Source organism: Adhaeribacter rhizoryzae (assembly GCF_008629685.1).
Taxonomy (GTDB): domain Bacteria; phylum Bacteroidota; class Bacteroidia; order Cytophagales; family Hymenobacteraceae; genus Adhaeribacter; species Adhaeribacter rhizoryzae.
The window spans coordinates 255,328-281,673 of record NZ_VWSF01000001.1; the positions used below are offsets into that span (position 1 = coordinate 255,328).

At 45.3% G+C, this 26,346-nt stretch carries 18 protein-coding genes; 7 read left to right on the plus strand and 11 right to left on the minus strand.

The features are described from left to right. Positions 1-116: 116 nt before the first annotated feature. On the minus strand, positions 117-1,304 hold the full coding sequence (locus F0145_RS00870) for a Pycsar system effector family protein (RefSeq protein WP_150086173.1): 1,188 nt from the start codon (positions 1,302-1,304) through the stop codon (positions 117-119). A 447-nt stretch (positions 1,305-1,751) separates the two neighbouring features. Between F0145_RS00870 and F0145_RS00875 the strand changes: the two genes are divergently transcribed. Together F0145_RS00875 and F0145_RS00880 are read left to right on the plus strand one after the other, a co-directional pair. Then, entirely contained in the window at positions 1,752-5,540 is a 3,789-nt protein-coding gene (locus F0145_RS00875) for a metallophosphoesterase (RefSeq protein WP_150086174.1), read from the plus strand. Between the two features lie 74 nt (positions 5,541-5,614). After that, complete coding sequence (locus tag F0145_RS00880; RefSeq protein WP_150086175.1) at positions 5,615-6,700, plus strand: DUF6268 family outer membrane beta-barrel protein; 1,086 nt, start codon at positions 5,615-5,617, stop codon at positions 6,698-6,700. Between the two features lie 294 nt (positions 6,701-6,994). Here F0145_RS00880 and F0145_RS00885 read toward each other — a convergent pair whose 3' ends face one another. The 5 genes from F0145_RS00885 to hflX form a co-directional block, all read right to left on the minus strand. Beyond that, on the minus strand, positions 6,995-8,287 hold the full coding sequence (locus F0145_RS00885; RefSeq protein WP_150086176.1) for a hemolysin family protein: 1,293 nt from the start codon (positions 8,285-8,287) through the stop codon (positions 6,995-6,997). Positions 8,288-8,530: 243 nt separating this feature from the next. Beyond that, complete coding sequence (locus F0145_RS00890) at positions 8,531-9,271, minus strand: methyltransferase family protein (RefSeq protein ID WP_150086177.1); 741 nt, start codon at positions 9,269-9,271, stop codon at positions 8,531-8,533. A 176-nt stretch (positions 9,272-9,447) separates the two neighbouring features. Continuing rightward, a complete protein-coding gene (gene ppk1 / locus F0145_RS00895; protein ID WP_150086178.1) occupies positions 9,448-11,526 on the minus strand; it encodes a polyphosphate kinase 1 in 2,079 nt (692 codons plus the stop codon). Between the two features lie 142 nt (positions 11,527-11,668). Further along, positions 11,669-12,163, minus strand: a complete 495-nt coding sequence (locus tag F0145_RS00900; RefSeq protein ID WP_150086179.1) for a SixA phosphatase family protein — start codon at positions 12,161-12,163, stop codon at positions 11,669-11,671. A 151-nt stretch (positions 12,164-12,314) separates the two neighbouring features. Next, the gene (gene hflX / locus F0145_RS00905) at positions 12,315-13,550 is read right to left on the minus strand and encodes a GTPase HflX (protein WP_150086180.1); all 1,236 of its coding nucleotides are present in this window, start codon (positions 13,548-13,550) and stop codon (positions 12,315-12,317) included. Positions 13,551-13,782: 232 nt separating this feature from the next. On the opposite strand from hflX, the gene F0145_RS00910 reads away from it, so the two are divergent. From F0145_RS00910 to F0145_RS00920, 3 genes are all read left to right on the plus strand, one after another. Continuing rightward, positions 13,783-14,910, plus strand: a complete 1,128-nt coding sequence (locus tag F0145_RS00910) for a glycosyltransferase family 4 protein (protein WP_150086181.1) — start codon at positions 13,783-13,785, stop codon at positions 14,908-14,910. Between the two features lie 47 nt (positions 14,911-14,957). Then, on the plus strand, positions 14,958-15,500 hold the full coding sequence (gene rfbC / locus F0145_RS00915; RefSeq protein ID WP_150086182.1) for a dTDP-4-dehydrorhamnose 3,5-epimerase: 543 nt from the start codon (positions 14,958-14,960) through the stop codon (positions 15,498-15,500). A gap of 156 nt (positions 15,501-15,656) precedes the next feature. Next, on the plus strand, positions 15,657-15,953 hold the full coding sequence (locus tag F0145_RS00920) for a Sec-independent protein translocase subunit TatA/TatB (RefSeq protein ID WP_150086183.1): 297 nt from the start codon (positions 15,657-15,659) through the stop codon (positions 15,951-15,953). A 33-nt stretch (positions 15,954-15,986) separates the two neighbouring features. Here F0145_RS00920 and F0145_RS00925 read toward each other — a convergent pair whose 3' ends face one another. After that, complete coding sequence (locus F0145_RS00925) at positions 15,987-17,273, minus strand: UDP-N-acetylmuramoyl-tripeptide--D-alanyl-D-alanine ligase (protein ID WP_150086184.1); 1,287 nt, start codon at positions 17,271-17,273, stop codon at positions 15,987-15,989. 25 nt (positions 17,274-17,298) lie between these two features. Here F0145_RS00925 and F0145_RS00930 point away from each other — a divergent pair, with 25 nt between their 5' ends. After that, on the plus strand, positions 17,299-19,533 hold the full coding sequence (locus tag F0145_RS00930) for a T9SS type A sorting domain-containing protein (RefSeq protein ID WP_150086185.1): 2,235 nt from the start codon (positions 17,299-17,301) through the stop codon (positions 19,531-19,533). 3 nt (positions 19,534-19,536) lie between these two features. Next, positions 19,537-19,947, plus strand: coding sequence for a hypothetical protein (locus F0145_RS00935; RefSeq protein ID WP_150086186.1), 411 nt, complete (start codon positions 19,537-19,539; stop codon positions 19,945-19,947). On the opposite strand, the gene F0145_RS00940 is transcribed toward F0145_RS00935, so the two are convergent. The 4 genes from F0145_RS00940 to F0145_RS00955 form a co-directional block, all read right to left on the minus strand. Beyond that, positions 19,922-20,710 (minus strand): amidohydrolase, encoded by a 789-nt coding sequence (locus tag F0145_RS00940; protein WP_150086187.1) that lies wholly within the window; start codon positions 20,708-20,710, stop codon positions 19,922-19,924. The genes F0145_RS00935 and F0145_RS00940 overlap by 26 nt on opposite strands. 331 nt (positions 20,711-21,041) lie before the next feature. Then, positions 21,042-22,190, minus strand: coding sequence for a methionine aminotransferase (locus tag F0145_RS00945; protein WP_150086188.1), 1,149 nt, complete (start codon positions 22,188-22,190; stop codon positions 21,042-21,044). 112 nt (positions 22,191-22,302) lie between these two features. Then, on the minus strand, positions 22,303-22,734 hold the full coding sequence (locus F0145_RS00950; RefSeq protein WP_150086189.1) for a response regulator: 432 nt from the start codon (positions 22,732-22,734) through the stop codon (positions 22,303-22,305). 19 nt (positions 22,735-22,753) lie between these two features. Continuing rightward, the gene (locus tag F0145_RS00955; protein WP_150086190.1) at positions 22,754-26,194 is read right to left on the minus strand and encodes a PAS domain-containing protein; all 3,441 of its coding nucleotides are present in this window, start codon (positions 26,192-26,194) and stop codon (positions 22,754-22,756) included. Positions 26,195-26,346 lie beyond the last annotated feature (152 nt).

Sequence of the window (26,346 nt, forward strand, 5' to 3'; positions counted from 1 at the left end):
ATGTTTGTGAAACGTAACCCAGGTTCAAATATCGGGTATCGCACTAACAACTAACAACTAACAACTAACAACTAACAACTAACAACTAACAACTAACAACTAACAACTAACAACGCTTACCGCACTACTGCTACAACAAACGACAATACCGTTAAAATAAGGCCTATCATAAATATGGTGTAGGAAACGCGGAGCAGCCGGTATTTTTTACTCAGTACTTCGCCCAGGTAATAAATATCGGTTATCATGTTGTTGTAAAGGGCATCTTTTTCGCGCATTAAATCGTGCATGCCCACCTGGAAATCTTCTAAAGGTATTTTGGTAAAATTACCGAAAAACAGAATATTTACTTTTTTACTTTTTACCTTATTGGCCCGTATTTTAAAGCTGGTTACTTCGGGCTGCGCCGACATAATAGCCGAAACTACTGAACCCAAGGTGGTTAATATAAGGGTGCCAACGGGCACCATCAGGATAGGATTACGGGTAAATTCGGTACCCAACACCGAGGTTTTTGCCCCCAGATAAGTAATAATTACCGACAAAATAATGGCATTGAGGCTAATCATCATGTTGGCTTTGTTATCGGCAATACCGCTCAACGACATGTGGTTCTGATACGTGGATTGAAACATGGTTTCGATGCCCCGTTTGGGTTGCGCCAGGGTTTCCCGTTCTTTTTTATTGTTTTTTTTCTGCTTTTTAGAGAGGGTACCCAGAATATTGCGCTGTTCCTGAATATTGGCTTTTAAACCTTCGTTAAATTTATCCTGGGCTACCTGGGTCCGGAAAGATTGCCCGACTAAAAAATCAAGTTGGTACTGCGCCCATTCGGCATCGGTAAAAAATTTGTTCAGAAAAACTTCCCATTCTACCCGCAGCAGCTCGGCATTCGAAAAAAAACTTTCTTTACCAATATTCGAAATATCGGCATCGGCTAAAATATCCTGCATCAGCGAGTCGGCGTGATGTTCTTTCTTGGTAGCCATAATGCAATCGGCAACTACCTGTATGCGGTCTGCGGGGTAGCCTTCTGCTGCTAAAAACTGGGTGGCATATTCCACGCTTCTTTCTTCGTGGCCATTATAGGTATCGGCATAACCCGTATCATGAAACCAGGCGGCTAAAACCAATGTTTCCAGGTCAGTTTCGTTTAGGTTGGCACTTTCGCCTAAACTCTGGGCTTCTTTGGCTATTTCGGCGGTATGTTTGTAATTGTGGTAAACTAACTTACGCGATAATTTCTCCTTAAATAAGGTAAATACATAATTACTGGCTTTGAGTATAATTTCCTGGTCTTTCATATTTTTTATTTGCACCATAAGCGGCTAAGGCGGCATTGGCAATCCAATTTTTTTACCGGGCTATACTTAGGTTTTATAGCTTTCTGAGGTTTGAAACGCAATAATAACCCGAAAGTTTGCCGGACCGGTTTACCTACCAAATAAACCAGTATTTAGGGCTTTTGTTCTTGCAGTAGTATTGGGCTGATTAAGCTTTATGGCCACACTGCGGGCATATATTGTTTTTTCTATTAAAAAGAAAAAGAGTAAAACATTTACCATTGGTATACGTCAGATAAGCTACATTAAAATATAGCGGGTTTAAAATTTATGCGGATAGACCAGGTAAAAGTTCGGCAGCGCCGGCCTGTATACTTTATACAGATTTCTCGTATAAAAGCCGTTGCCAGCCCGAAAGCCATTAATTTCCTGTGCGAGCCGGATAGCTGTTCAAACTCAAATACATCCATGAAGCATCAGTATCTTGCGTATTTTTTAAGTATTATTTTTTTATTTTTTTCTAACGCCTGCACGGTTAACCGGCCATTTTACAGCAGTGCGGTAGCCAACTGGAAAACCGTGGGGCCTCCCGACAGTAGCCGGCTAAAATATACCGTTTTCTTAATTGGGGATGTAGGCGCTCCGGAAAAAGACCCGCTGGAGCCATCGTTAAAACTGCTGCAATCGCAAATGCTGGCGGCCGGAGCTAACAGCGCTACGGTATTTTTAGGCGATAATATTTACAGCTACGGCCTGACCGAAGCTGGTTCGCCGGGCCGAAAAACCGACGAAGAACGTATTATTACGCAGCTCGACCGGTTTAAAGGCTACCAAGGCGAAAAATACATGATTGCGGGTAACCACGATTGGGCCCAGGGTTTACCCGGTGGCCTGCGGTCGGTAATCCGGCAGGAAGTATTTGTAGAAGAATACTTGAAAGACTCGACGTTTGTAACCGGCGGTGACTTTTTTGTACCCGACGAAGGCTGCCCCGGCCCCTACGAAGTTTATTTGCAGGAAGATGTGGTATTTATTGCGCTAAACTCGCAGTGGTGGCTGCAGGAAGAAGAACGTCCTTACGGGCCCAATAATTATTGCAACGTAGCCGACGAAGTAGAGGTACTTACCCGCCTCGAAGATATTATAGCCCGGAATAACGGCAAGCATATTGTCGTGGTAGGGCACCACCCTTTATTCAGCAACGGCGTACACGGCGGCAACTTCCAGTTACTCGACCACATCTTTCCGCTTACCCTCATCGAACCCTGGCTGGTTTTACCGTTGCCGGTTATTGGTTCTATTTACCCGTGGGCCCGCAAATACGGCGGCATCAGTCAGGATATTGCTCACCCCAAATACCAGGCTTATGTGCAGGGGCTTATGAATATTTTTCAGCGCTACCCCAACGTGGTGTATGCCGGGGGCCACGAGCACAATATTCAGCACTTTAAGCACGGCAATGTTAATACCATCGTTAGCGGCTCGGGTTGCAAAACCCAGCACATGAAATTAGGCGGCGGCGATGCCTTATTCGGCCACGAAGCAAAAGGTTACGCCAAAGTAAATTATTACGACAACGGCGAGGCTTGGGTAGAATTCTGGGAGCCGGTAGGCGATGGCTCAACCGGTAAATTATTCTTCCGGACGCAGATGTATACTAAAAAGGGCGGCACCCCGGTAGCTACCCCAATTGCCGAAGACAAAACACCAGCCCTCTCGACCCGGAATTACCGCGACAGCACCATTACCCTGCCAGCTAACCCCATGTACCAGGCTGGTAAGCTAAAAGAATTATTTTTAGGCGAGCATTACCGCCATATATGGGCTACCCCGGTAAAAATGCCTTACCTAGACTTACGCACCGAAAAAAGTGGCCTGCGGCCTTACCGCGTAGGTGGCGGCAAGCAAACCATTTCGCTGCGGCTCCGCAACGAAGAAGGCCACGAGTTTACCCTGCGGTCGGTAAATAAAAATCCTACTCAGGTATTGCCAAAACCGCTACAGGAAACTATTGCCCGCGACCTGATGCAGGACCAAATTTCGGCACAGCACCCTTACGGCGCGTTGGTGTTGCCGCCGCTGGCCAAAGCCGCCGGCGTATTTCACGTAAACCCCGAACTGTTTTATATTCCTTCGGACCCCGCATTAGGGCAATACCGGAATCAGTTTGCCGGCACCGTTGCTATATTGGAAGAAAACCCCGACGAAAGCCACGAGAATGTAGCCAGTTTGGGAAATGCGCTGAATTTGGTAGGTACCGATAAAGTGCTGGAACGCAAAATAGATAACAACGATAATACCGTAGATGAGACGGCGTTTGCCCGGGCACGGTTATTTGATATGCTGATTGGCGATTGGGACCGGCACGAAGGCCAGTGGCGCTGGGCCGAAAGTAAAACCGAAGACGGCCGCTTATTTACGCCGGTGCCCAAAGACCGCGATGCGGCTTTCTTTAAAACCGATGGTGTTTTGCCTTACCTGGCTACCCGCAAGTGGGGCATTCGCAACTTCCAGAACTTTGGCTATGATTTCGGAGATTACATCGGCCTGAACCTAAGCGCCCTGACTAACGATCATACTTTTTTATCAAGGGTAACAAAAGCCGAATGGATGGCCTTGGCTGAAAAAATGAAAGTCGATATTACCGATGAAGTTATCGAAGCAGCTTTGAAAGAATTCCCGTCCGAAGTATACGCCCAATCGGCACCCGAAATTGCCGCAAAATTAAAAGCCCGACGCGATATGTTGCCCCAATTGGCCGCCGATTATTATGCTTTTCTGGCCAAAACCGTAGATGTAGCCGGCAGCAACCGCACCGAATATTTTAAGGTAAATCGCCGCAACGATAAAGAAACCGAGGTAGAAGTTCGGAATATTAAACTCGACGGTACCATGGGCCGCAAACTGTACGAGCGTACTTTTTATACCGATGAAACAAACGAAATACGGCTATACGGCTTGGGCGGCAAAGATATTTTTGAAGTGACCGGCGAGGTAGGAGATGGTATTTTAATCCGGATAATTGGCGGCGATGACCGCGACAGCATTGCCGATAATTCTTCGGTGGGTGGTTTGCGTCGGAAAACGGTGGTGTATGATACGAAAGATAATAATGTTTTTCATTTTGGCTCCGAAACTAAAGACCGGACCGAAGCGGCCGGCGAAGTAAATATTTATAGCCGTACCGAACATAAAGTACCCTATTTAGGGCCGCGCCTGGCCCTGCAATATAACGTAGACGATCAGCTTTACCTGGGGGGCGGACTGGTTTATCGGCGGTATAAATTCCGGAAAGAGCCTTTTGCCGTTGAGCACAGCCTGTTGGGTAATTATGCTTTTGCCACCGGGGCTTATAACCTGCGCTACAAAGGTATTTTTACCAATATTATAAAAGATTGGGATTTAGATTTCCGGGCCAGTATTAACGGTCCGCAGTTACTGGCCAATTATTTTGGACAGGGCAACGAAACCGAAGCCAACGAAGAAAACATCCGGGATTACCGCGTGCGGTTTAAGCGGTATATCGTAAACCCAACCCTTACCTACGATATTTTCCACTTCTTAAAAATAGGGGTTGGGCCTACTTACGACCAGTTTCAGGTAGAACGGGAATCTTCGGGGCCGGCGGCACGGGCTTTAATTGCGGGCTCCGAAACCGATGCCAGTTCTTTCCGGATGAACGAGTATATTGGTGCCCGCGCTTTTATGAATGTAGTAGCCGTGAGCAACGAGGTTAATCCGTACATCGGCATTAAATGGTTGAATGAATTTTCGGTTAACCAGCAACTGGGCCACGAAAAATACCGCTTTACCAGGCTAAGTTCCGAAGTGATGTTTTACCTCACACCTAATTTCCCGTTTAAGCTTACATGGGCGGGGCGCATTGGCGGGGCGCACAACTTTGGCGATTACCGGTTTTACCAATCCAATACTTTGGGGGGTACCACTAATTTAAGAGGATATCGCATAACCCGGTTTGCAGGTCGGAGTAATTTTTACGCTAACGCTGAGGCACGTGTTCACCTCGCCAATTTTAATTTTTATTTATTTCCGGGCACCTTTGGCGTTTTAGCGCTGGTTGATCACGGTCGGGTTTTTGCCGACGACGATGCTTCGAAAAGTTTATTCAAAGGTTTGCACCGGGGCGTGGGCGGTGGTATTTGGGTAGATGTGCTGCGCAAAGCCGTGGTATCGGGTACTTACAGCGTTGGTGAAAAAGAAAAATTATTTAACCTGAACTTTGGATTTTTGTTTTAACCTACTCCAAACAAATGCAAGCTGGTAAGCAAAGGGTAGGTCTTAAGAATAAAATTTTATTTAAGAAGTCGTAAATGAAAGTAAATAATAAATGGCTGTTCTTGCTGGGGTTGTTATGCTGCCCTACTATTTTGTTGGCGCAGGTGCCTTCCGATTCGGCTAACAATGCTCCAATCGCAATCCCAACTGCTACCGTAGTCGATGAAAAAGAATTTGCCAACCCTTCGGTAATTGGCATGGGTAAAAGCAAGGGCATTATTGTTAATTACGAATGGCAACCCAATTTTGGCATTACCTCTACTTCGCCGCAGGATAATATTGGCAACAAACAAGGCGAGGTACGGCGCAATAATAAATTCGACCTAAAATTATATGCACCGCTGGTTAATAATCCGCACTTTAAAATGGTAGCCGGCTTTAATTACGCGTTCGAAGAATTTAATTTTAAATATCCGCTGCCGCCCGAATATCCGTTTTACAGCAACATTGAAGACCGGAACCTGAAAAGCATTAGCGGCCAACTGGTGGTGCTGCGCCCAATTAACGAAAAAAACTTTTACATAGTGCGCGCCAAAGGCGAGCTGAACGGCGATTATAACAGCAAACAAGTAGCAGTGCCCGATTATTTAAAAACCACGGTGGAGTTTTTGTACGGCTGGAAAAAGAGCCCGTCTTACTCGTATGGTTTTGGGGCGCAATTGGGTTATGCCTTGGGCCGCCGCCGCATTTACCCGGCTTTTTTGTATAACCGCACCTTTAACCCCAAGTGGGGCATAGAAGCCATTTTGCCGGCCAATGCCGATGTGCGGTATAACCAGTCGGAGCGTTCGTTGTGGTTTGCCGGGTTCTCGGTAGATGGCGCCAGCTACAATATTAACGTGCGCAACATTGGCATTCCGGAACTGGAAACCTTAGAATTACGCCGTTCCGAAATAAGAGGCCGCGTGCGCTGGGAAAGGGAGATTTATGATTTTCTGTGGTTTGGCGTAGAAGCCGGTTACCGCAAAAATATAAATTTTAACGCTTTTGAAAATGAAGCGAACGATGGTTTCTTCTTCGCGAAAAGGGAAGATCCGGTTATCGAGAATAAATTAAAAGGAGCAGCGCTTTTTAACGTCGAAATATTTCTGGTACCGCCCCGCCGTTTCTTAAAGCAGTAATCAGGCTGGTTATTAACTGTGTTCAGTCAAATTGGGGAAGGCACGGAAGTAAATCCGCGCCATAGAGAGTGATGGAGTTTAGGTGTACATTATTGTAGTCATCCTGAGCTTGTCGAAGGATCTATAACAACATTATAAAGTTAAATTTAGATCCTTCGACAAGCTCAGGATGACTACAATATTTTAAACGCATTAACTAATTTGGTAATAATATTATTTTTGCGCTTCAAGGAAAACATGCAAGTAAATCTGCAGCATAAAGAACCCCAATAATAAATAGGAGAGAATATTAAATCAGGGTTTGGTAGCGTTTTCGGATAGCCTTTTTATGATAACTTTATCTATTTTAATGCCGTCCATATCTACAATTTCAAATTCTACACCGTTGTACACGAATTTTTCGGCGGTAGCGGGTAAGCGGCCTAAATAATGAATAATAAAGCCAGCCAGGGTTAAATATTCGTTATTTCTTTGAATAAATTCCCTTTTCAGTTCTTTGTTTAATTCCTGTATTAAGGTAGAGCCTTTTACGAGGTAAGAACCATTATCCCGCTTAATCATGGCAGGTTCGTTAGATTCGTCGGTGTCGGGTAAATTACCCACAATGGCCTCCAAAATATCGTGCAGTGTTATAATGCCCTCTACCGAGCCAAATTCATCTACCACCACGCCCAAATATTGCTTGTGCTTTTTAAATAAATTAAGTACGGCGTTGGCCAGCATGGTTTCGGAAACGAAAATAGGTTTCTTCAATACATCGGTTAGCGAATGCCGGGGGTTAAGCATATTTTCGTAGTAATCTTTGGAGTTTAAAATACCAATTACATTATCAACTACCCCGTTCGAAACCAGGAATTTGGAATGCACGCTCTTCCGGATTTTTTCCTTAATATTTTCTTCGGGTGCATTAATATCAATCCATTCTACGTCTTTCCGGTGGGTTTTTAAATCGCGCGCTTTCTGACCGGCATAGTTAAAAATATTCTGGTGCAATTCGCTTTCTTCTTTGGCCAGTACGCCTTGTTTGCCGGCCGTTTTTATTATTTGCCTTAATTCTTCTTCCGATAATTTATCTTCGGCGGTTTCTTTAATGCCCAGCAGCCGCACCACCAGGTTGGTAGAGCCTGATAATAATTTTACCAACGGTAAGGTAAGCGTGGTAAAACCCTTAATAATAGGTGCCACAAACAGCGCAATTTTATCGGCGTTGCCCATGGCAATGGTTTTGGGAATTAGCTCCCCAATTACAATAGAAAAATACGTGATAAGCCCAATAACAATGGTAATAGAAAGAGCCTCGGCGTAAGGTTGCAGAAAACTAACCTGACTGATGAGCGGTTGCACATCGTCGGAAAGGGCTGCGCCGCCGTAAGCACCCGATACAATGCCAATTAAAGTAATACCTACCTGAATAGCCGAAAGAAAATCTTCGGGTTGGCTCAGCAGGTCCATAATAATTTTGGCATTTTTGCTGCCGCCTTGCGCTTTTTGGGCTATGCGGCTTTTTTTAACCGAAATAATAGATATTTCGGACAGGGCGAAAAAACTATTGAGTAAGGTTAAAATAATTAAAACTAAAATTTCCATAGTTTGAGTAATGTTGCCTTAGATAGTGGCATCCAGTTCGGGTAATTTGTAAAGGGTCGGGCTCCAAAGTATAGCCTCCGCACCAACCCCGGGTAATATTTATGATCTACGCAGTCTGGTTGGCAACGATAGCCAGTTAATATTATTTGGTTAATCGCTAAACTTAAACCTTGGTGTTGGCTAAAAAAAATAGCCGGAGCATGAACATCCGGCTATCAAGAACTTAAAGTAATATTTTAGAGGTTACCGGCCAACAATATCTAATATTTTGGTGTTCTTTTTAAGCGTACGCAGCACTAAAAAAGTAATTGCCCCCAGAATAAATATTACTTGCCAGAGCACATCTATTTTAAACTCGCCTTCGGCAAAAAAGTAGCTTAAAATATTAATGAGTACAAACGAAACTACTGTGGCAAACAAACCATTATACTCCCGCTTAAGCACGTTGCGCATCGAAAACTCCAGGTTAGAAGGTACCCAGCCCGAAAGGCGGGGTAAAAAAGCGGGCGTGCGGCTGGCCCAGGCTTCGTAGCGCGCCGAATAATTGCGGCGCAAAAACTCTTCTTCGGCGTACATAATCCGTTCGTAATAAATCCAGTAGGCCAGGGCGCAAATTAATACAAACCACCACACCCCAATAAACATAAACAAGCCCAGCCACATCAGAAAGTTACCCAAATACAGCGGGTGCCGTACCACGGAGTAAATACCGGTTTCGTTTAGGGTTTCGGCTACTTGTTTTTCGGTGTTGCGGCCCGAGGTACCTTTAGGCGTAAAACCAATGGTAAGAGCTCTTACTATTAAGCCCAGGAACGAAACGCCAAAGCAAATAAGGCCCCAGCTAACGCTGGTAATTAGGGGATGGGTGGTATCCTGGTAAAAATAAATAACCGCAATGGCAAAAGGGTACAAGAGCACCGGCAACCAGCTTCTTCTTTTAAATAACCAGTTTCCGTCGCGTTCAAACTCTTCTCTAAGGGGCATAAAATTTATTAATCAAAAGGTAATAATCAGGCAATTTAGGTTTGCAAGGGTCAAAAGTACTTAAAACCTAATTTACTTTAATCTAATTGGTTAATAAATTTTAACGAGCGTGGCTGGTACATGCTGTTTTGCCTGCTGCCAAATAGCATGTACCAGCCACTAATTTACCCAAAATATTACGTTTCGGGTACCAGGGTTTTCTCGTAAGCCGGGTTTAACTCTTTCAGGAAATGGTAAGTAGCGTACTGCGACCGGGTTTCGGGTTCGGTGCTGCGGCGCAGGTATACGTTGCGGGTATTCCGGGCTTTTACGTTATCGATGCGTTGCAATTCTACAATATGCCGGATTTCCTGCCGCAGGGTTTCATTATAAATAGGAAAGCCCACTTCAATGCGGCGGTTCAGGTTACGCGTCATCCAGTCGGCGGAGGCTATGTACAGCTTTTCCTGGTTGTTGTTGCAAAATATATAAACCCGGGCGTGTTCTAAGTAGCGGTCGATGATGCTGCGAACGGTAATATTATCGCTTAAGCCCGGAATTCCCGGAATAAGGCTGCAGATACCCCGTACAATTAATTCTACCTTTACGCCGGCTTTGCTGGCTTCGTACAGCCGCAAAATCATACGTTCGTCCTGCAAGGCATTCATTTTTAAAATCAGGTAAGCCGGTAAACCTTTTTTTGCATTACGGATTTCTTCGTTTATCAGGTCGTTAAAGCGATCGCGCATGTTAAAAGGCGCTACAAGCAAATGCTTAAACCGCTTATTGGGCAACCGATCGAAAAAGAACTGAAATACTTTTTCTACATCTTTCGTCAGGCGCACATCGCGGGTAAAAATAGCGTGGTCGGCGTAAATGTATGAGGTAACTTCATTAAAATTACCGGTGCTCAGGTAAGCGTAGTTAACCATTTTGCGGCCTTCCTGGCGGGTAACCAAGCCTAATTTGGTGTGCACTTTATAGCCTTCTACCCCGTAGATTACCGTGGCGCCGGCTTTCTCCAGTTTTTGGGCCCAGTAAATATTAGATTCTTCGTCGAAACGGGCTTTTAGTTCTACTACTACGGTTACCAACTTGCCGTTTTCGGCCGCTTTTACCAGCGCTTTTGCTACTTTCGATTTATCGGCTACCCGGTAGAGTGTGGCGCTAATGGCTTTTACAGCCGGATCAGCCGCCGCTTCTTCGAAAAACCGGATAACGTACTCGAAAGACTGGTAAGGATAATGCAATAAAAAATCCTGGTGATAAATGGCTTCGAGCATACTTTTATGAAACCGTAATTGCGGGTGGGGCAGGGTAGGCTGCGGCTCGTACTTCAGGCGCGGCAAATCAAAATCGGGGAAACTAAAAAACTCGCGGAAGTTGTGGTATTTGCTGCCGCTGATTAATTCATCGTCGGTAATGCCGGTTTTTATTTGAATAATATCCAGCAGCGCGGCCGGGGTAGCCGGGTCGTACAGCAACCGGGCCGGATAACCGGTTTCACGTTTTTTCAGGCTCCTTTGTATTTTTGCCATCAGGTTGCCCGATACTTCTTCTTCAATATCCAGCTCGGCATCGCGCGATATTTTAATGGCGTACGCTTCGGCCTGGTTATAATCCGGAAACAGTTGGGGCAAACACAGCCGAATTACATCTTCCAGAAACAAAACGTAGTGGTTGCCGTCTTGCTCGGGCAATTTTACAAAGCGGCCGCCGTGTTTTTTTACCGGTACTTCCATTAGAGCAAAGGCTTCGGGGTGCAGTTGCGGGCGTTTGGGCTGAAACAGCCGGATAGCCAAATATACTACTTGGTCTTTCAGGAAAACATGCGGTACGCCATCCGTTAGCATAACCGGCGTTAAGAAGTTTTGCAGGTTTTTGGCAAAATATTGCCGCACAAACGTTTCCTGTTCCGGGCTTAATTCTTTTTCTGTCAGCAGGTTTATGTGCTCACTGCGTAAATCGGGCAATATTTGGTTCCGGAATATATCGCCGAGTTCGTGTTGCTGCCGGGTTACTTCCTCTATAATATTATCGAGCTCCTGCGACGGATCGTCTTTTAGTTTCTGGAGGGTTTTCTTTTTTAATTTTATCAGCTTTTTTAAAGTAGCAACCCGCACTTTAAAATATTCATCCAGGTTAGACGAAAAAATAGCCATAAACTTAATGCGTTCCAGCAAAGGCACGGTTGGGTCTTTGGCCTCTTGCAGTACACGGTGGTTAAAAGCCAGCCAGCTTAGTTCACGGTTAAATATTTTTTTATCTTTTTCCATAATAATACTTTGGTATTACCACCAGCAGCAACTCAGGTAATTTTTTCGAGCCCGGCAAAAATTAGTGGTTAATAAATATTTACAACAGCCATTTGCCCAGCCTGTTTTTTCTGTTTAACGTAGGTTAAGGCCGGGCAATATTTTATTTAAGGTTTTTGGGATATTCGTAAAAGGCGAAAGCCGCATTTTGTTTTGCTATTTCGGCCCAGGTATCGCAATTAAAGTTCAGGCAAACCACCGCAGCCGTAGGCATAGTAGGCACCATTTCCGGCGATAGCAGATTGGCTAATTCCGAAATGGTATAATTATGCCCTACCAGCAATACTTTATCGAACTGGTTCGGAATATTTTTAATAATAGAAAGGAGATCTTGCTTGCTGGCCTGAAATATTTCTTCTTCTACGGCAATTTTTTCGGTATCGTACTCCAGTTCTCTGGCTACCAGGGTAGCGGTAGTTAAGGCTCTTACTGCTGAACTGGCAACAATTAAATCTACGGTTACTTCCCGCGAGGCCAGTTCCCGGCCCATCAGGGGCGCATCTTTCCGGCCACGATTATTCAAGGGGCGATCGTGGTCGCTTAATTCCGGAAAATCCCAGCTCGATTTAGCGTGCCGCATGAGGTATAGCGTTTTCATATAATATTTTTTTTAAGCGCAAATTATCTGTCTTTTACTTATTTTAAGGTAAAAGGATGCTTCTGGCAGATTAACCGGTTGGTTAATCTGCCAAGGATACCGCTATGGGTTAAACAGCCGCATTTAATTTTATTTTCGGCAGATAGTTTTTTTACTCCTGATTCTGCTGGTTGTTGTGGTATTCGTTTACCGGCTGCGAAGTAGGAGCATTGGGGTACCGCTCAAAATGGACGGCTCCTACCCGCCGCACCAGTTCTTCGCGCAGGGCATCCAGGTTAATGCTGTTTTTAGCCGATATAAATATGGCCGGCGCGTGAATTTTGGCCATATAAGTGGTTTTAAGTTCGTCTAAAGTGGGTTTGCCCGAGCCTTCGCCCATATCGTTTTGTTCGTCGGCTTCCTGCACGCGGTATTCGTCTATTTTATTAAATACCAGCAGCACCGGCTTATCGCCCGATTCAATGTCTTTCAGGGTTTGGTTTACCACTTCAATGTGTTCTTCAAACGAAGGGTGCGAAATATCAACCACGTGCACCAGCAAATCGGCTTCGCGGATCTCGTCCAGGGTAGATTTAAAACTTTCTATTAAGCGGGTTGGCAGTTTGCGAATAAAACCTACGGTATCGGAAAGCAGGAACGGAATATTATTTAATACCACTTTGCGCACGGTGGCATCTACAGTAGCAAATAATTTGTTTTCGGCAAATACTTCCGACTTGGAGAGCAGGTTCATAAGCGTAGATTTACCTACGTTGGTATAACCCACCAGGGCCACCCGCACCAGTTCGGTTCTGGCTTTTCGTTGCTGGTAGTTTTGTTTATCCAGCTTTTCGAGTTTGTCGCGGAGCAAAGCAATTTTATCGCGTACTACCCGGCGGTCGGTTTCAATTTCGGTTTCACCCGGGCCCCGCATACCAATACCCCCTTTTTGCCGCGATAAGTGGGTCCAGAGGTTGGTTAAGCGGGGTAAAAAATATTGGTACTGCGCCATTTCTACCTGCGTGCGCGATTGCGCGGTTTTAGCGCGCTGGGCAAAAATATCCAGAATCAGCAAGCTCCGGTCTACAATTTTTACACCTAATTCGCGTTCTAAATTACGGACCTGCGAGGGGGTTAAGTCATCGTCAAAAATGACCATATCTATATTATATTCTGTCACAAAAGCTTTTATTTCGTCTAGCTTGCCTTTGCCCACAAAGGTGCGGCTATCGGGGTGTTCCAGCTTCTGGACAAATTTTTTAACGGTAACGGCTCCTACTGTTTCGGTCAGGAAAGCCAATTCCTCTAAATATTCTTCGGTTTTTTCCTCCGCCTGGGTTTTGCTTGGCACTGCCACCAAAACGGCAGTTTCTTTTTCTTTAGCGGTTTCATGAAGTTTTTTAGCCATGTAGCGTTTAATTCTTAGTTCGGAAATGTATTTACGGTATCTTAAGCCTGCTTACCGGCAACAGGCAAAAAAAAGTATACGTAAATGTGTGGGGTAAAAGTATAGAATGCTAAAATAAACCTGCTGATTAGTTAAAATAAAATATATGTTAGTACCGCTAACTCCCTAAAAATTAAAATCCTAAATATTCACGTATTCCTAGTATCTTTGCGGCCCGAAGGTCATTTGCTTTATGCGTATTGCTATTGTTATAAATAAGTCTTGGAATATTTATAACTTCCGGATGGGTTTGGTAAAAGCTTTCCTGAAGTTAGGGCACGAGGTAGTAGCAATTGCACCCGAAGACGAATATTCGCAGAAATTGGTACTGGCCGGCTGCCGGTATTACCCCATTGAGATGGAAAGCAAGGGTACCAACCCGCTCGAAGATTTAATGCTAACCAAGCGATTTTATGATTGTTACCGTCAGGTAAAACCCGATGTAATTCTGCAATACACCATAAAACCCAATATTTACGGCACGGTAGCGGCCCGGCTGGCGGGTATTCCTACCATTAATAATGTTTCGGGCCTGGGCACAGTATTTATTGTGCGCAACTTTGTATCTAAAGTGGCTTTAAAGCTTTACAAGTTTGCTTTTCGGTTCCCGATTAAAGTATTTTTTCAGAATAAAGAAGACCGGCAGTTATTTCTGGACCACCGCCTGATAAAAGAACAAATTACCGATGTGTTGCCGGGTTCTGGTATTGATACGCAACGGTTTAAACCGGCCCCAATTTTTACCCGCAACCAACAGTTTACTTTTTTAATGGTGGCCCGGGTATTGTACGAGAAAGGAGTAGTAGAATACGTAGAAGCGGCCCGCATCATTAAAGCCCGGTACCCCGAAGTGCGTTGCCAGTTATTAGGCGGCATTGACGAATCGGGCAATATTGGCATTAAAAAATCGGTATTTCAGGAGTGGGTAGATGAAGGCGCCATTGAATATTTAGGCACCTCGGGTAAAGTAGAAACACACATTGCCGAAGCCGATTGCGTGGTATTGCCTTCTTACCGTGAAGGCACCCCCAAAACGTTGCTCGAAGCCGCTGCCATGGGCAAACCCATTGTTACCACCAACGTGCCCGGTTGTCGCGAAACCGTAATTGAAGGTCAGAACGGGTTTTTGTGCGAAGTTCGAAACAGTGAGGATTTGGCCGATAAAATGATAAAAATGTACCAGCTCCCGGTTGCGGATTTAGAAAATATGGGTAAGGCCAGCCGGCAATTGGCCGAAGAAAAATTTGACGAACGATACGTAATTGATAAATATTTAGCTGCTATTCAGGCTATTGCAAAATACCGGTTAAAATCGGCTTAAGTTTTCTGCGGAATGAAATAAATTTGCCGCAGCCTTAACAAAACCACATGGAGTTTAAAAAATTTGCCATAGCCGGATTAGTAGAAATAATACCCCACAAATTTGGTGATGCCCGCGGTTATTTCTTTGAATCGTATAGTTATAAAGTATTTGCCGAAGCCGGAATAGACGTAAATTTTGTGCAGGACAACCAGTCGCTGTCGCAGAAAGGCGTTTTAAGGGGCCTGCACTTTCAGCGCCCGCCGCATGCGCAGGGTAAACTCGTACGGGTTGCTTCGGGCAGCGCTTTAGATGTGGTTGTCGATATCCGGAAAAACTCGCCTACTTACGGCCAGCACCAAACCTGTTTGTTAACTACCGAGCAGCACAACCTATTTTACGTGCCCCCCGGCTTTGCGCACGGCTTTGTAGCCCTCGAAGACAATACCACTTTTTTGTACAAGTGCACCGACTATTATTACCCGGCTTCTGAAGGCGGTATTATCTGGAATGATCCTGCTTTAAATATTGATTGGAATATTCAGGCGCCGCTGGTTTCGGGCAAAGATGCCGTATTACCAATATTCGCCGATTTTGATTCGCCTTTTTAAAGACTTATTACAAGAGCTTAGTTAATCAGTTATTTTGTGCTTAATTCAGTTTTGGAAGGTTATTTATTAGAAATATACCTTATCTTAGTTAAATATTTATTTGCTTAAACTATTTTAAGAACAAGTCAGTTCTAATAAATATAACCCGTTAATAACATGCAACTAAACACAATGCTTCTTTTTCTAGGAGACGTAGGAGGAGGAGAAATTATGGTAATTATGGTAGCTGTATTGCTGCTGTTTGGAGCCGATAAAATTCCGGGGCTGGCACGCTCATTGGGTAGTGGTATCCGGGAATTTAAAGATGCCACTAATGGCATTAAAAACGAAATAGAACGTTCTATTAACGACGATGAACCCCGCGTTAAAACAAAAACACCAATAGTACAGGAGCCCGTAACGTCTACCGAAACAGCACCGGACCAAAAAGACGAAGAATCAAAAAGCCTCTGATAGCAGAGGCTTTTCTTTTTTTACCAGGCTTCTTTATATTACTTCCAGTAAACTCTCCAGGCCCATGCCGCGGGAGCCTTTTATGAGCAAATGCGTGTTTTGCAGCGGGTGTTGTTGCAGCCAATCTGTTAAAGTTGCTTTGGTTTCGAAATATTTAAACTGCGGATAATTTTGAGCGGCTACCTGCATTTCCCGGCCGCATAAGATTACTTCATCAAAATTTAAGCCGGCCAATAAATCGCCTAGTTTGCGGTGTTCTTCTGCGCTGTCGGGGCCCAATTCAAACATATCGCCCAGAATAACAACTTTCTTATTGGCGTTGGCTTTGGCAAAATTAGAAACCGATGCCGCCATCGAAGACGGATTTGCATTATACGCATCCAGTAAAACGGTATTGCTGTTCTTCTGTACTACCTGCGAGCGGTTGTTAGCCGGGGTGTAAGCCGCAATGGCCTGGTTAATTTTTTCTGTCGGCACGTTAAAAAACTTACCTACGCACGAAGCCGCGGCAATATTTTCGAAATTATATTCGCCAATAATCTGGGTTTGTACCTGCTCGCCGTTTTCGGATTTATATATTACATAAGGCGAAGCTTCCAGAAACTCAGCGTGGAAATAATCCGAAGCACTAGGGTAAGTAATTTTATGCTGAATGCGGCGGGCCATGCGCATCAGGTGCTCGTTCTGGGTGTTTACAAACACGATGCCGCCGTGCTGGTCCAGGTGCAGGTACAATTCGCTTTTAGCGCGCGCTACGCCTTCAAAGCTGCCAAAACCTTCTAAATGCGCTTTGCCAATATTTGTAATTAAGCCGTGGGTAGGTAAGGCTATACTACACAATTGGGCAATCTCGTTTATATGGTTAGCGCCCATTTCCACAATGGCTATTTCGTGTTCCGGCCGGATGCTTAGCACTGTAAGCGGTACCCCAATGTGGTTGTTCAGGTTACCCTGGGTATAAAGCGTGTTATATTTTTGGCTCAGTACTGCGTTGGTTAGCTCTTTGGTAGTAGTTTTACCGTTGCTGCCGGTAATGCCAATTATAGGTATATTTAGCTGCTGACGATGGTAAACTGCCAAATCCTGCAAAGCCTGCAGGGTATCGGTTACTACAAAACAGCTATCACTGGCGTAAGCATCATCGTCTACCACGGCATAGCGGGCACCTTTTGCCAGCGCCTGTTGGGCAAAGCCGGCACCTTTAAAGTTGGGCCCGTTCAAGGCAAAAAACAAAGAGTTGTGCTGGTCGGCGCGCGAATCGGTGCTTACGTGTTCGCATTGCTGGTAAAGCTCGTAGAGTTGCTGAATATTAAATGGCATAAGTATATTTTAAAATAGCTTTATCTTGTTCCTGCGTGTTATGAAAGGTTTACCCGTTGCGATTTTATTAGTTTTACTAAGCTGCCACTTGCGGGCTTTGGCGCAGCAGCAATATGCGTTTCGTTTCCGGAACGATGTAAAAATAGTTATTGATTCTGATACGGTAAAAGATCCGTGGGCGGGTGGCTTAAATAGTCCGGTTTTCTCGAAAATAGACTTAAACAACGATGGCACCGAAGACCTTTTTGTGTACGACCGCACCCTCGATAAAATATTTACTTACCTGGCCCAAAACAAAAACGGCCAATGGCAGTGGCAATATGCCCCGGAATACGAGCGCTTGTTCCCCCGGGACCTAACCGGCTGGGTGTTGCTGCGCGATTATAACCGCGATGGCCGCAAAGATATTTTTACCAAAACGAATGCCGGTATTAAAGTTTATAAAAATACCACCGGCGCTAACAACATACCTGCTTTTACCCAGGCCGTAGATTATATTAGGTTTAACAACAATATTAACTTGCAGGCCAGCAGCGAAAATTTACCCGCCTTGCTGGATATGGACAACGACGGCGATCTGGATATTTTAACTTTCGATTTTTCGGGCAGTACCACCGTTGAATATTACAAGAACCTGGCCGTAGAAGAAAATTTACCAACCGATAATTTAAAATATACCTTAGAAACCAACTGGTGGGGTAAATTAACCAAGTGCCCGCACGTGTGCAACGGCTATTTGTTTAACAGCAGTTGCCGCACCGATGGCACCAACCACAACGACGGCATGAACCTGCTGGCCCTGGACCTGGACGGCGACTCGGATAAAGATATATTGGTTGGCGGCGATGCTTGCCCCGATTTGGTACGAATAACCAACAGCGGCACCTTAACCAATGCCGTGCTGGCTTCTGCGGGTTTGCAACTGAATTATCCGGGTAATACCACCCGTGCCAGTTTTAATTATTTTCCGGCGGCCTATTACGAAGATGTAAATTTTGATAACCAGCCAGATTTACTCGTGGCCCCTTTCGTACGCAGCAATATTAACGATGAAGTAAATTTTACCCAATCGTCCTGGCTCTACAAAAATATGAGCGCTACCAATGTACCGGCTTTCGAATTTCAGCAGCGCGATTTTTTACAGGCCAATATGGTAGATGCCGGCGAGCAGTCGGTGCCGGCCCTGGCCGATGTGGATGCGGACGGCGACCTGGATTTGCTGTTGGGAAATCGCATGGGTAGTATCTGGTTTTTCCGGAATGTGGGCACGGCAACTAAAGCAATATTCAAACTCGAAACAAAAGATTATTTGAGTCTAACCGATGCCGGTTTCCGGGATATAAAACCCCAGTTTGCCGATATTAACAGCGATGGCCGACTGGATTTAATTCTGGCGGTAACCACCGGTAACAGCGGCTCTGTTAGATATATTTTAAATACCGCTACCGCCGGACAGCCCTTTAATTATGCGCTTACCAATATTAAAACTTTACCGGTAGGCCAGAATATTGGCGATGTACCGGCTTTCTACGACCTGGATAACGATGGCGATCAGGATTTAATATTGGCTTCGAATGTACGGCCTACGCCCACCAGCGGACCGCTCCGGTTCTACCGCAACACCGGCACCGCCGCCAATCCTAATTTTACCCTCGAAAACGAAGCCTGGGGCAATATTCCGGCCGAACTAACCCGGCAAAACAGTTACCTCATTATTACTGATTTAAATAAAGACAAAAGCCCCGAATTGCTGTTAGTGGATGATACCGGCGAAATAAGAATATTCGGGAATATCCGGCAAAACCTGAACGGCACTTTTACCCCGGTTTCCGATATTTTGCAGAACCCGCTCACCGAAGCGTTTGAACCCAGCAAACTAGGTAATTTTCTGGCCATAGCTGCCGCCGATTTAAACGCCGATGGCTTACCCGAAATAATTGTTGGTAGCCGCACCGGTGGTATCCATTATTTAAGCCAGCAAATGCGCGGCGAAATAGTAGATCCTGAACCATTGCCCGAACAAACCCAGGTGGTTATTTATCCGAACCCGGTAAACCGCGATTTAACTTTAACCATCCAGAGCCCCGACCGCGTAACCTTTACGCTATATAATTTGGCCGGACAGCGCATAAATATTGCCGGCAACGAATTGTCTAATATTCACCGGGTTAAAGTGGCGGGTTTAACGCCGGGTTTGTATTTGGTGCAGGTAATTACCGCCGATTTCCGCCGCAAGGCTTACAAAGTAGTGGTGCTGTAGCAAATGGAAGCTTTTATTCAGGTTAATATCGAAAATACAGCCAGTTTCTCTTTTCAACGGCCGTTGCTCTCCTGGCTTAAAGCCCAAAATCCGGAGATAGCGGTTCTGGATGTAGATTCGTTATCTGACGAAATGCTAATTACGCAAGCTAGCCGGTTAATACAGGAAGCGGCCAAATATGCCATTTATTTTAAGGTAGCCGAGCCAAACGGCAATTTGGGTGCAGCTTTTAAATTAGTGGAAGAAATAATTCGGGAAGATAAACCCGGTTTAATTTTAATAGAAGGTACCCACACCCGGCTAACGGCTATTGTGCAAAGCCGATTTTATTTGCAATATATTCCGGTAAATAACCCCGAAGAAATAAAACCGCATCTAAAAGAATATTTTAATCTGGCAGATTATTTAAACTAAACGCATCGGCATCTAAATAGGCCGGGAAGGCTTGGCGGTAAGCTTGTAAAGTTGCCTGGCTGAGTTTAATTGTTTGGATGGCTTCTGTTTCGTGCTGTTGCCAGATAACTTCACCGGTTGGTCCGTAGGCCGCTGAGTCGCCGGAATAAATAATGCCTTTGCTATCTTCGCCAACCCGGTTCACGCCCACTACATAAGCCAGGTTCTCGATGGCCCGGGCGGGTAGTAAGGTTTTCCAGGCCAAATTTCTTTTGGCCGGCCAGTTGGCAACGTACAACAATAAATCGTAATCAGGGCCAGTATTGCGACTCCAGACCGGAAACCGTAAATCATAACAAACCAGCGGACAAATACGCCATTCCTTTAGCGTAACAAGCAGCCGGGAAGTGCCAGCGGTATAAACCTGGTGTTCGTCTGCCATCCGGAATAAATGCCGCTTATCGTAGTGTTCAAAACTGCCATTGGGCCGCATCCAAATTAATCGGTTAAAATATTTTCCGTTTTCTTCAATAATCAGGCTACCGGTAATTACCGCGTTGTATTTCGCAGCCTGCTCTTGCAGCCAATTTAGCGTTGTGCCATCTGTTTTTTCGGCTAATAGGGATGCCTCCATGCTGAAACCGGTCGTAAACATTTCGGGCAGCACAATTAAATCAGTTGGCTCCGTTAAGCCTACCAGTTTCTGGGCCAGCATTTCCCGGTTTGCTGCTGCATCGTGCCAGTGTAAACTAGTTTGTACCAAGGTAACCGAGAGGTCGTGCATGGGGGGTTAGTTGTTAGTTGTTAGTAATTAGGTATTAGTTGTTAGTTATTAGTGGCTAGTTATTAATGAAAAAAAATATCGAAAATATTAAAGCTCAATTTGTTATAATTTTAAGCACTCCACCTTTGTCATTCAGGAGGAACCTATTTGGTTGTCTGCAAAATAGGTTCCTCCTGAATGACAGCGATGGAATTAATAGCCCTATAAAAATAAGAACCTTAAAAGTTAAACGCACCAATATTCCAAATCAACAGGTTATAACTCCTTTTATAATTTCTACTTGCCAAAACACTCACTATTAGAACCTAGAAACTAACAACTAATTACTTTCTCACAATACACAAAGTTTCTCGGCGGCTTGGCGTAAAGTTGCTTCGTTTTTGGCAAAACAGAAACGTAGTACTTTATTATCTTGCTGGTTGTGGTAAAATACCGAAACCGGGATGGCTGCCACGCCAATTTCCTGCGTCAATCGTTTGGCAAAAGCTACGTCGGGTTCGTCGGTAATATCTTTATAATGCGCTAACTGAAAGTAGGTGCCGGCCGATGGTATTATTTCGAAGCGCGAGGAAACCATGAGGTGGCTGAATAAATTGCGCTTTTGCTCGTAGAAAGCAGGCAGGTTCAGATAATGCTCGGTATTTTCCAGGTAATCGGCTAAGGCGTACTGAACGGGCGTAATGGTGCTAAAAGTTAAATATTGGTGTATCTTCCGGAATTCTTGGGTAAGGGCCGGCGGCGCTACACAGTAACCTACTTTCCAGCCGGTAGCGTGGTACGTTTTCCCGAACGATGAAATGATAAAACTCCGGCTAAATAATTCGGCGCGGCGCAATAAGCTTTGGTGCAACTGCCCGTCGTAAACCATGTGTTCGTATACTTCGTCGCCGATCAGGAAAATATTTGTATCCCGGATAATTTCGGATAAACTAGCTAAATCTTCGGTGCTTAGCGTGGCACCGGTTGGGTTATGCGGCGAGTTGAGCAGCAAGAGCCGGGTTTTGGGGGTAATGCGGCTTTTAACTAAATTCCAATCTATTTTGTAATCCGGAAAAGAAAGCGGTATAAACACGGGCTGCCCGCCATTGAGTAAAATAGCCGGTACATACGAGTCGTAAGCGGGTTCAATTACCAGCACCTCGTCGCCGGGGCGCACCACCGCGGCAATGGCACAAAATAAGGCTTCGGTCGCACCGGAAGTTATGGTTATTTCGGTTTCGGGGTTGGGTGCTACACTATACAGCAGTTCTGTTTTCCGGCTAATATTTTCCCGCAATTTTGCTACTCCGGTCATGGGAGCGTATTGGTTAAAGCCGTTGCGGGTATAGGTTCCAACCAGTTCTGCTAGTTCGGCCGGACAACTAAAATCGGGGAAGCCTTGCGATAAATTAATGGCCCCGTGCCCCTGGGCCAATTGCGACATAACCGAAAATATACTGGTACCAACCTGGGGCAGTTTAGATGGGGGTAAGGGTATCATGCAGCGGGCAAATAGCCAAATATTATTAATTTTTTAACTGGCGAGGCAGATAATTTAGCTGTTTTCTGAAAAATATTCTGGGGAAGATCTCCCGAAACCAGCGTGAATATTTTTAGGCGAGGTGCTCGGGAAAAAAATCCTGTACTATTTCTTTCACATCGTAATCGGTAAGCGGTTTTGCGAAATGCCGTTTTACCACGTCGTATTTTTCGAGGCGGTTTAAATCGTAAAAACTGGCCGAGGACGTAAGCATCATAATTTTGGCAGGAATCTGGTAGTGGGCGTGCAGTTCCTGGTAAGCATCCAGAAACTCAAAGCCATCCATAATGGGCATTTTAATATCCAGAAAAATCAGGTCAGGATATTCTTCAGAAGTTGCGCTACCTGTTTGGGCCGCTATTGCTTTAAGGTAATGCAGCGCTTGTTCCCCGTTCATAAATATTTTAATATCCTTCGCAATATTGGTGCGCTTCAGGGTACGCAAATTCACATGATTGGTCGTTTCGTCGTCGTCTATCAGTAATATTAAATCCAGCGGTCTCATGTGGTAAAAATAAACAAATTTAGGGTTTCCGGAAATAAACCCGGAAAGTACTGCCTTCTTTGATTTTGCTTTCCACTTCTACGTGGCCGTTGTTGTTTTGCATAATCCGATTAATCATGTACAAGCCCAGGCCGGTACCGGGTACGTGGCTGTGAAACCGCTTAAACATCTGGAATAACTTTTCTTTGTGCAAATCCAGGTTAATGCCCAGGCCATTATCCTGCACCGAGAGTATTACATGGTCTGGGCCAATGCTGGTTTTTACCAGAACTGCCGGCACCAGTTCGGGCGAGCGGTATTTAATGGCGTTGCTGATAAGGTTATACAGAATGCTGCGCAAATTAGCTTTAGAAAATTCCAGGTGCGGTACGGCCGCAAAATCGGTATTTATTTGGGCGCCGGAACTTTGAATCTGATCCTGAATACTTAAACAAATTTCTTCGGTAAGCGCCGCCAGGTCAATTTTTTCTTTTTCGGCGTGAATATTTTTCTGGACTTTGGCTATTTCCGACAGGTCGGTAATGGTGGTATTAATCTGGTCGAGCGATTTGTAAAATAATTGCACCAGCTTAGCGTGGTCAGGATCGGTGAACGCGCCTGACTTAATAATTTCTTCGAAAAGGCCGCCCATGTTTATTATGGGTAATTTCAGGTCGTGGGAAGCGGTGTAGACAAAGCGGTCAAGATCTTCGTTAATTCTTTTAAGTTCCGAGTTAGCTTCCTGCAGATTCTCCTGGGCTGTTTTCTGGTCGTGAATATCGGTAATGGTGCCTACCCACATGGTAATCAGGCCCCACTGGTTGTGCATGGGTAAACCGCGGGTAAGCTGCCAGCGGTAAGTGCCATCGGCACGCCGCAAGCGGTTTTCCGTTTGAAAATCAGTGGCAGTAGCGAGGCTATTTTTCCAGGCTTGTAAAGTATGCGGCAAATCATCGGGGTGCATTACTCTTTGCCAGCCCCATTCGGTTAGTTCCTCCATCTTTAAACCGGTGTATTGCAGCCACTGTTGGTTAAAATAATCAACCTCACCGTTGGGCTTCGCGGTCCATACTTTTTGCGGTATGGCCTCGGCTAAGAACCGGAAACGCTCATTACTTTCCTGTAACTTCCGCTGTATATCCTTCTGGTCGTGAATATCGGTACAAGTGCCGCACCATTTTACAATATTGCCTGCCACATCCTTTAAAGCTAAGCCCCGGGCCAGGTGCCATCGGTATTGCCCGGCAGCATTCCGGAGCCGGTACTCCAGTTCCAGCGGTTGGCCAGTGCTTAACCTATCGAGCCAGTGTTGCATGGTAAACGTATAATCATCGGGGTGTAAAACTTCCAGTAAACCCGAGTCTTGGCCTTCCTGCCACGGAATACCAGTATAATTTATCCATTGCTGATTTAAATAATCTATAATACCATCCGGCCGCGATGTCCAGACCAACTGGGGAACGGCCTCCGATAATAATTTAAATTTTTCAGTTTCGTGTTGCAGCTTTGCGGCCAGGGCCTCCGCTTGGTTTTTAGCTATTACCTGCCCGGTAACTTCCACCGAAAAACATAAAACACCTTCTACCTGCTGGTTCACATCCCGGAGGGGCTGAACCGAAATATTGAAATAACCAGTGGTGAATGGCGCTGCTGATCCCGTATTAATATTTAACGGGTACTCGTTGGCGGCAAAAGACTGACCAGTGTTATAAACGGTATTTATTTCTTCCAGGAAGCCCTGATTGGCTATCTCGGGCCAGGCATTGCGGGCCGGCAGACCCACCAACGCGCGATTACCGTACAAGCGCTCCATTTGGGGGTTCAGAAAAGTACATACCAGTTCAGGACCGCGCAACACACAAAACATAACCGGGGCATCGGCGAGCAGGCGCTGCAACCAGGTTTCGCGGTCTTGTAACTCTTGCTGGAAAAGCTTTTGTTCGTGAATATCCGTTGAGGTGCCAAACCATTTTAGTACCTGGCCATTCTGGTTGCGCATGGGAGTAGCCCGCGAGATAAGCCAGCGGTATTCCCCGGAATAATGCCAGAGCCGGTGTTCTATTTCAAAGGGCTGGCCGGTACTAGCCGATTGCATCCAGCGGGTGTAAGTTTCGGTTCTATCGTCCGGGTGCAAGGGTATGGTCCAGTCAAAGTCGGGCCGGTTAGCCGATTCGTCGCCAATATATTGGTAATAATTCTGGTTACGGTAGTCGGTAGTGCCATCGGGGTTACTGGTCCAGATAAGCGCCGGTACCATATCGGCCAGAAATTTAAAGCGCTGGTAACTTTCTTCCAGTGCTAGTTGCGTCATTTTCTGCGAATGAATATCGGTAGCAGTACCCAGCCATTTAACTATATTCCCTTCTGCATCCTGTTTAGGATTGGCCCGGGCCAGTACCCAGCGATATTCGCCGGCGGCATTCCGGATGCGCAGTTCTTTTTCAAAATAGAGCCCTGCTGCCAGGTTGCTTTGCCATTCAGCGGCTATTGTTTCCCGTTCTTCCGGGGGTAATAATTCTGACCAGTGAAAACCGGGCCGGCTTGCCAAACTGCGGCTTACAAAATTAAGGTAGTAAGCGTTCCGGTAGTCGGTGGTGCCGTCGGGGTGGCTCGTCCAGATAAAAGCAGGTACGGTATCGGCTAAAAACTGGAAAAAATCGGAAGTTTCTTTTAACTGTTGTTCTGTTTTTTTGTACAGCGTAATATCCTGCATCGAGCCCACCATGCGGTAAGGCACCCCGGCTTCATCGTGCAGTACATAGCCCCGGTCCATTATTTCGGAATACGAGCCATCGGCACATTGAAACCGGTATTCATCGGACCAGAATTTGCCGCCGCTCTCAATTACCTGCGTAATGCCCTGGTAAACCCGCTCCTGATCTTCGGGATGAATAAAGTCATGCCAGGATGCAGCATTGGTATCTATTTGGGTAAAGCCAAAAAGCGTTTTATAACTTTCGTTCCAAATTACGGTATTGTTACGCAAATCCCAATCCCAAACAGCATCATTGGTGGCCAAAGCAATTGCCGCAAACCGTTCCTCGGTTTTTTTGGTTTGCAGGGCCAGTAAATATTCCTGGGTTATGTCGCGGGCCTCATAAATAATATAAGCAACCTCGCCGCTGGCCGAAAGTACGGGACTATTTATGCCTTGCCAATAACTTGGCTCTTGTGCATCTGTTTGGTTAAAGGCAAGGCTTTGCACGGCCATGGTATGCGGCTGCCGCTGGCTTAGCACCTGGTTTAAAGAGTACTCCCATTCCTGGTAATAAGTGGTTGTTTCTGCATCCGGATAAAAATAAGAGCAAATAGCAGTAACCGGCTGATTAATTAAGTCTTGTTCTGGTAAAGCCAAAGCTTGTTTAAAACGGTTGCTTACGGCCAGAATAGTATGCTGCGGAGAGATTAAAATAAAATATCCTGGCAAAGATTGAAAGATTAAACGGTAATCTGTTTCGGCGTAGCCGGACGGAAGTTGCATATCTATAACCAGGGTTATTGTTGATGCCTTTTACAAGTACTTAATAAAAGTAAGGTTTTTTAAATTACCTGCCGTAAATATAGAATAGATATACAAAAAAGATTTTTGTATAAGCATTATGAGGTTAGCGCCCTGGTAGTTTTCGGGTAAGA

What these genes read in the sequence shown, in the direction of transcription:
- F0145_RS00870 (WP_150086173.1), bottom strand. Translation starts at nt 1,304, where the DNA reads ATGAAAGACCAGGAAATTATACTCAAAGCCAGTAATTATGTATTTACC.
- F0145_RS00875 (WP_150086174.1), top strand. Translation starts at nt 1,752, where the DNA reads ATGAAGCATCAGTATCTTGCGTATTTTTTAAGTATTATTTTTTTATTT.
- F0145_RS00880 (WP_150086175.1), top strand. Translation starts at nt 5,615, where the DNA reads ATGAAAGTAAATAATAAATGGCTGTTCTTGCTGGGGTTGTTATGCTGC.
- F0145_RS00885 (WP_150086176.1), bottom strand. Translation starts at nt 8,287, where the DNA reads ATGGAAATTTTAGTTTTAATTATTTTAACCTTACTCAATAGTTTTTTC.
- F0145_RS00890 (WP_150086177.1), bottom strand. Translation starts at nt 9,271, where the DNA reads ATGCCCCTTAGAGAAGAGTTTGAACGCGACGGAAACTGGTTATTTAAA.
- ppk1 (WP_150086178.1), bottom strand. Translation starts at nt 11,526, where the DNA reads ATGGAAAAAGATAAAAAAATATTTAACCGTGAACTAAGCTGGCTGGCT.
- F0145_RS00900 (WP_150086179.1), bottom strand. Translation starts at nt 12,163, where the DNA reads ATGAAAACGCTATACCTCATGCGGCACGCTAAATCGAGCTGGGATTTT.
- hflX (WP_150086180.1), bottom strand. Translation starts at nt 13,550, where the DNA reads ATGGCTAAAAAACTTCATGAAACCGCTAAAGAAAAAGAAACTGCCGTT.
- F0145_RS00910 (WP_150086181.1), top strand. Translation starts at nt 13,783, where the DNA reads ATGCGTATTGCTATTGTTATAAATAAGTCTTGGAATATTTATAACTTC.
- rfbC (WP_150086182.1), top strand. Translation starts at nt 14,958, where the DNA reads ATGGAGTTTAAAAAATTTGCCATAGCCGGATTAGTAGAAATAATACCC.
- F0145_RS00920 (WP_150086183.1), top strand. Translation starts at nt 15,657, where the DNA reads ATGCAACTAAACACAATGCTTCTTTTTCTAGGAGACGTAGGAGGAGGA.
- F0145_RS00925 (WP_150086184.1), bottom strand. Translation starts at nt 17,273, where the DNA reads ATGCCATTTAATATTCAGCAACTCTACGAGCTTTACCAGCAATGCGAA.
- F0145_RS00935 (WP_150086186.1), top strand. Translation starts at nt 19,537, where the DNA reads ATGGAAGCTTTTATTCAGGTTAATATCGAAAATACAGCCAGTTTCTCT.
- F0145_RS00940 (WP_150086187.1), bottom strand. Translation starts at nt 20,710, where the DNA reads ATGCACGACCTCTCGGTTACCTTGGTACAAACTAGTTTACACTGGCAC.
- F0145_RS00945 (WP_150086188.1), bottom strand. Translation starts at nt 22,190, where the DNA reads ATGATACCCTTACCCCCATCTAAACTGCCCCAGGTTGGTACCAGTATA.
- F0145_RS00950 (WP_150086189.1), bottom strand. Translation starts at nt 22,734, where the DNA reads ATGAGACCGCTGGATTTAATATTACTGATAGACGACGACGAAACGACC.
- F0145_RS00955 (WP_150086190.1), bottom strand. Translation starts at nt 26,194, where the DNA reads ATGCAACTTCCGTCCGGCTACGCCGAAACAGATTACCGTTTAATCTTT.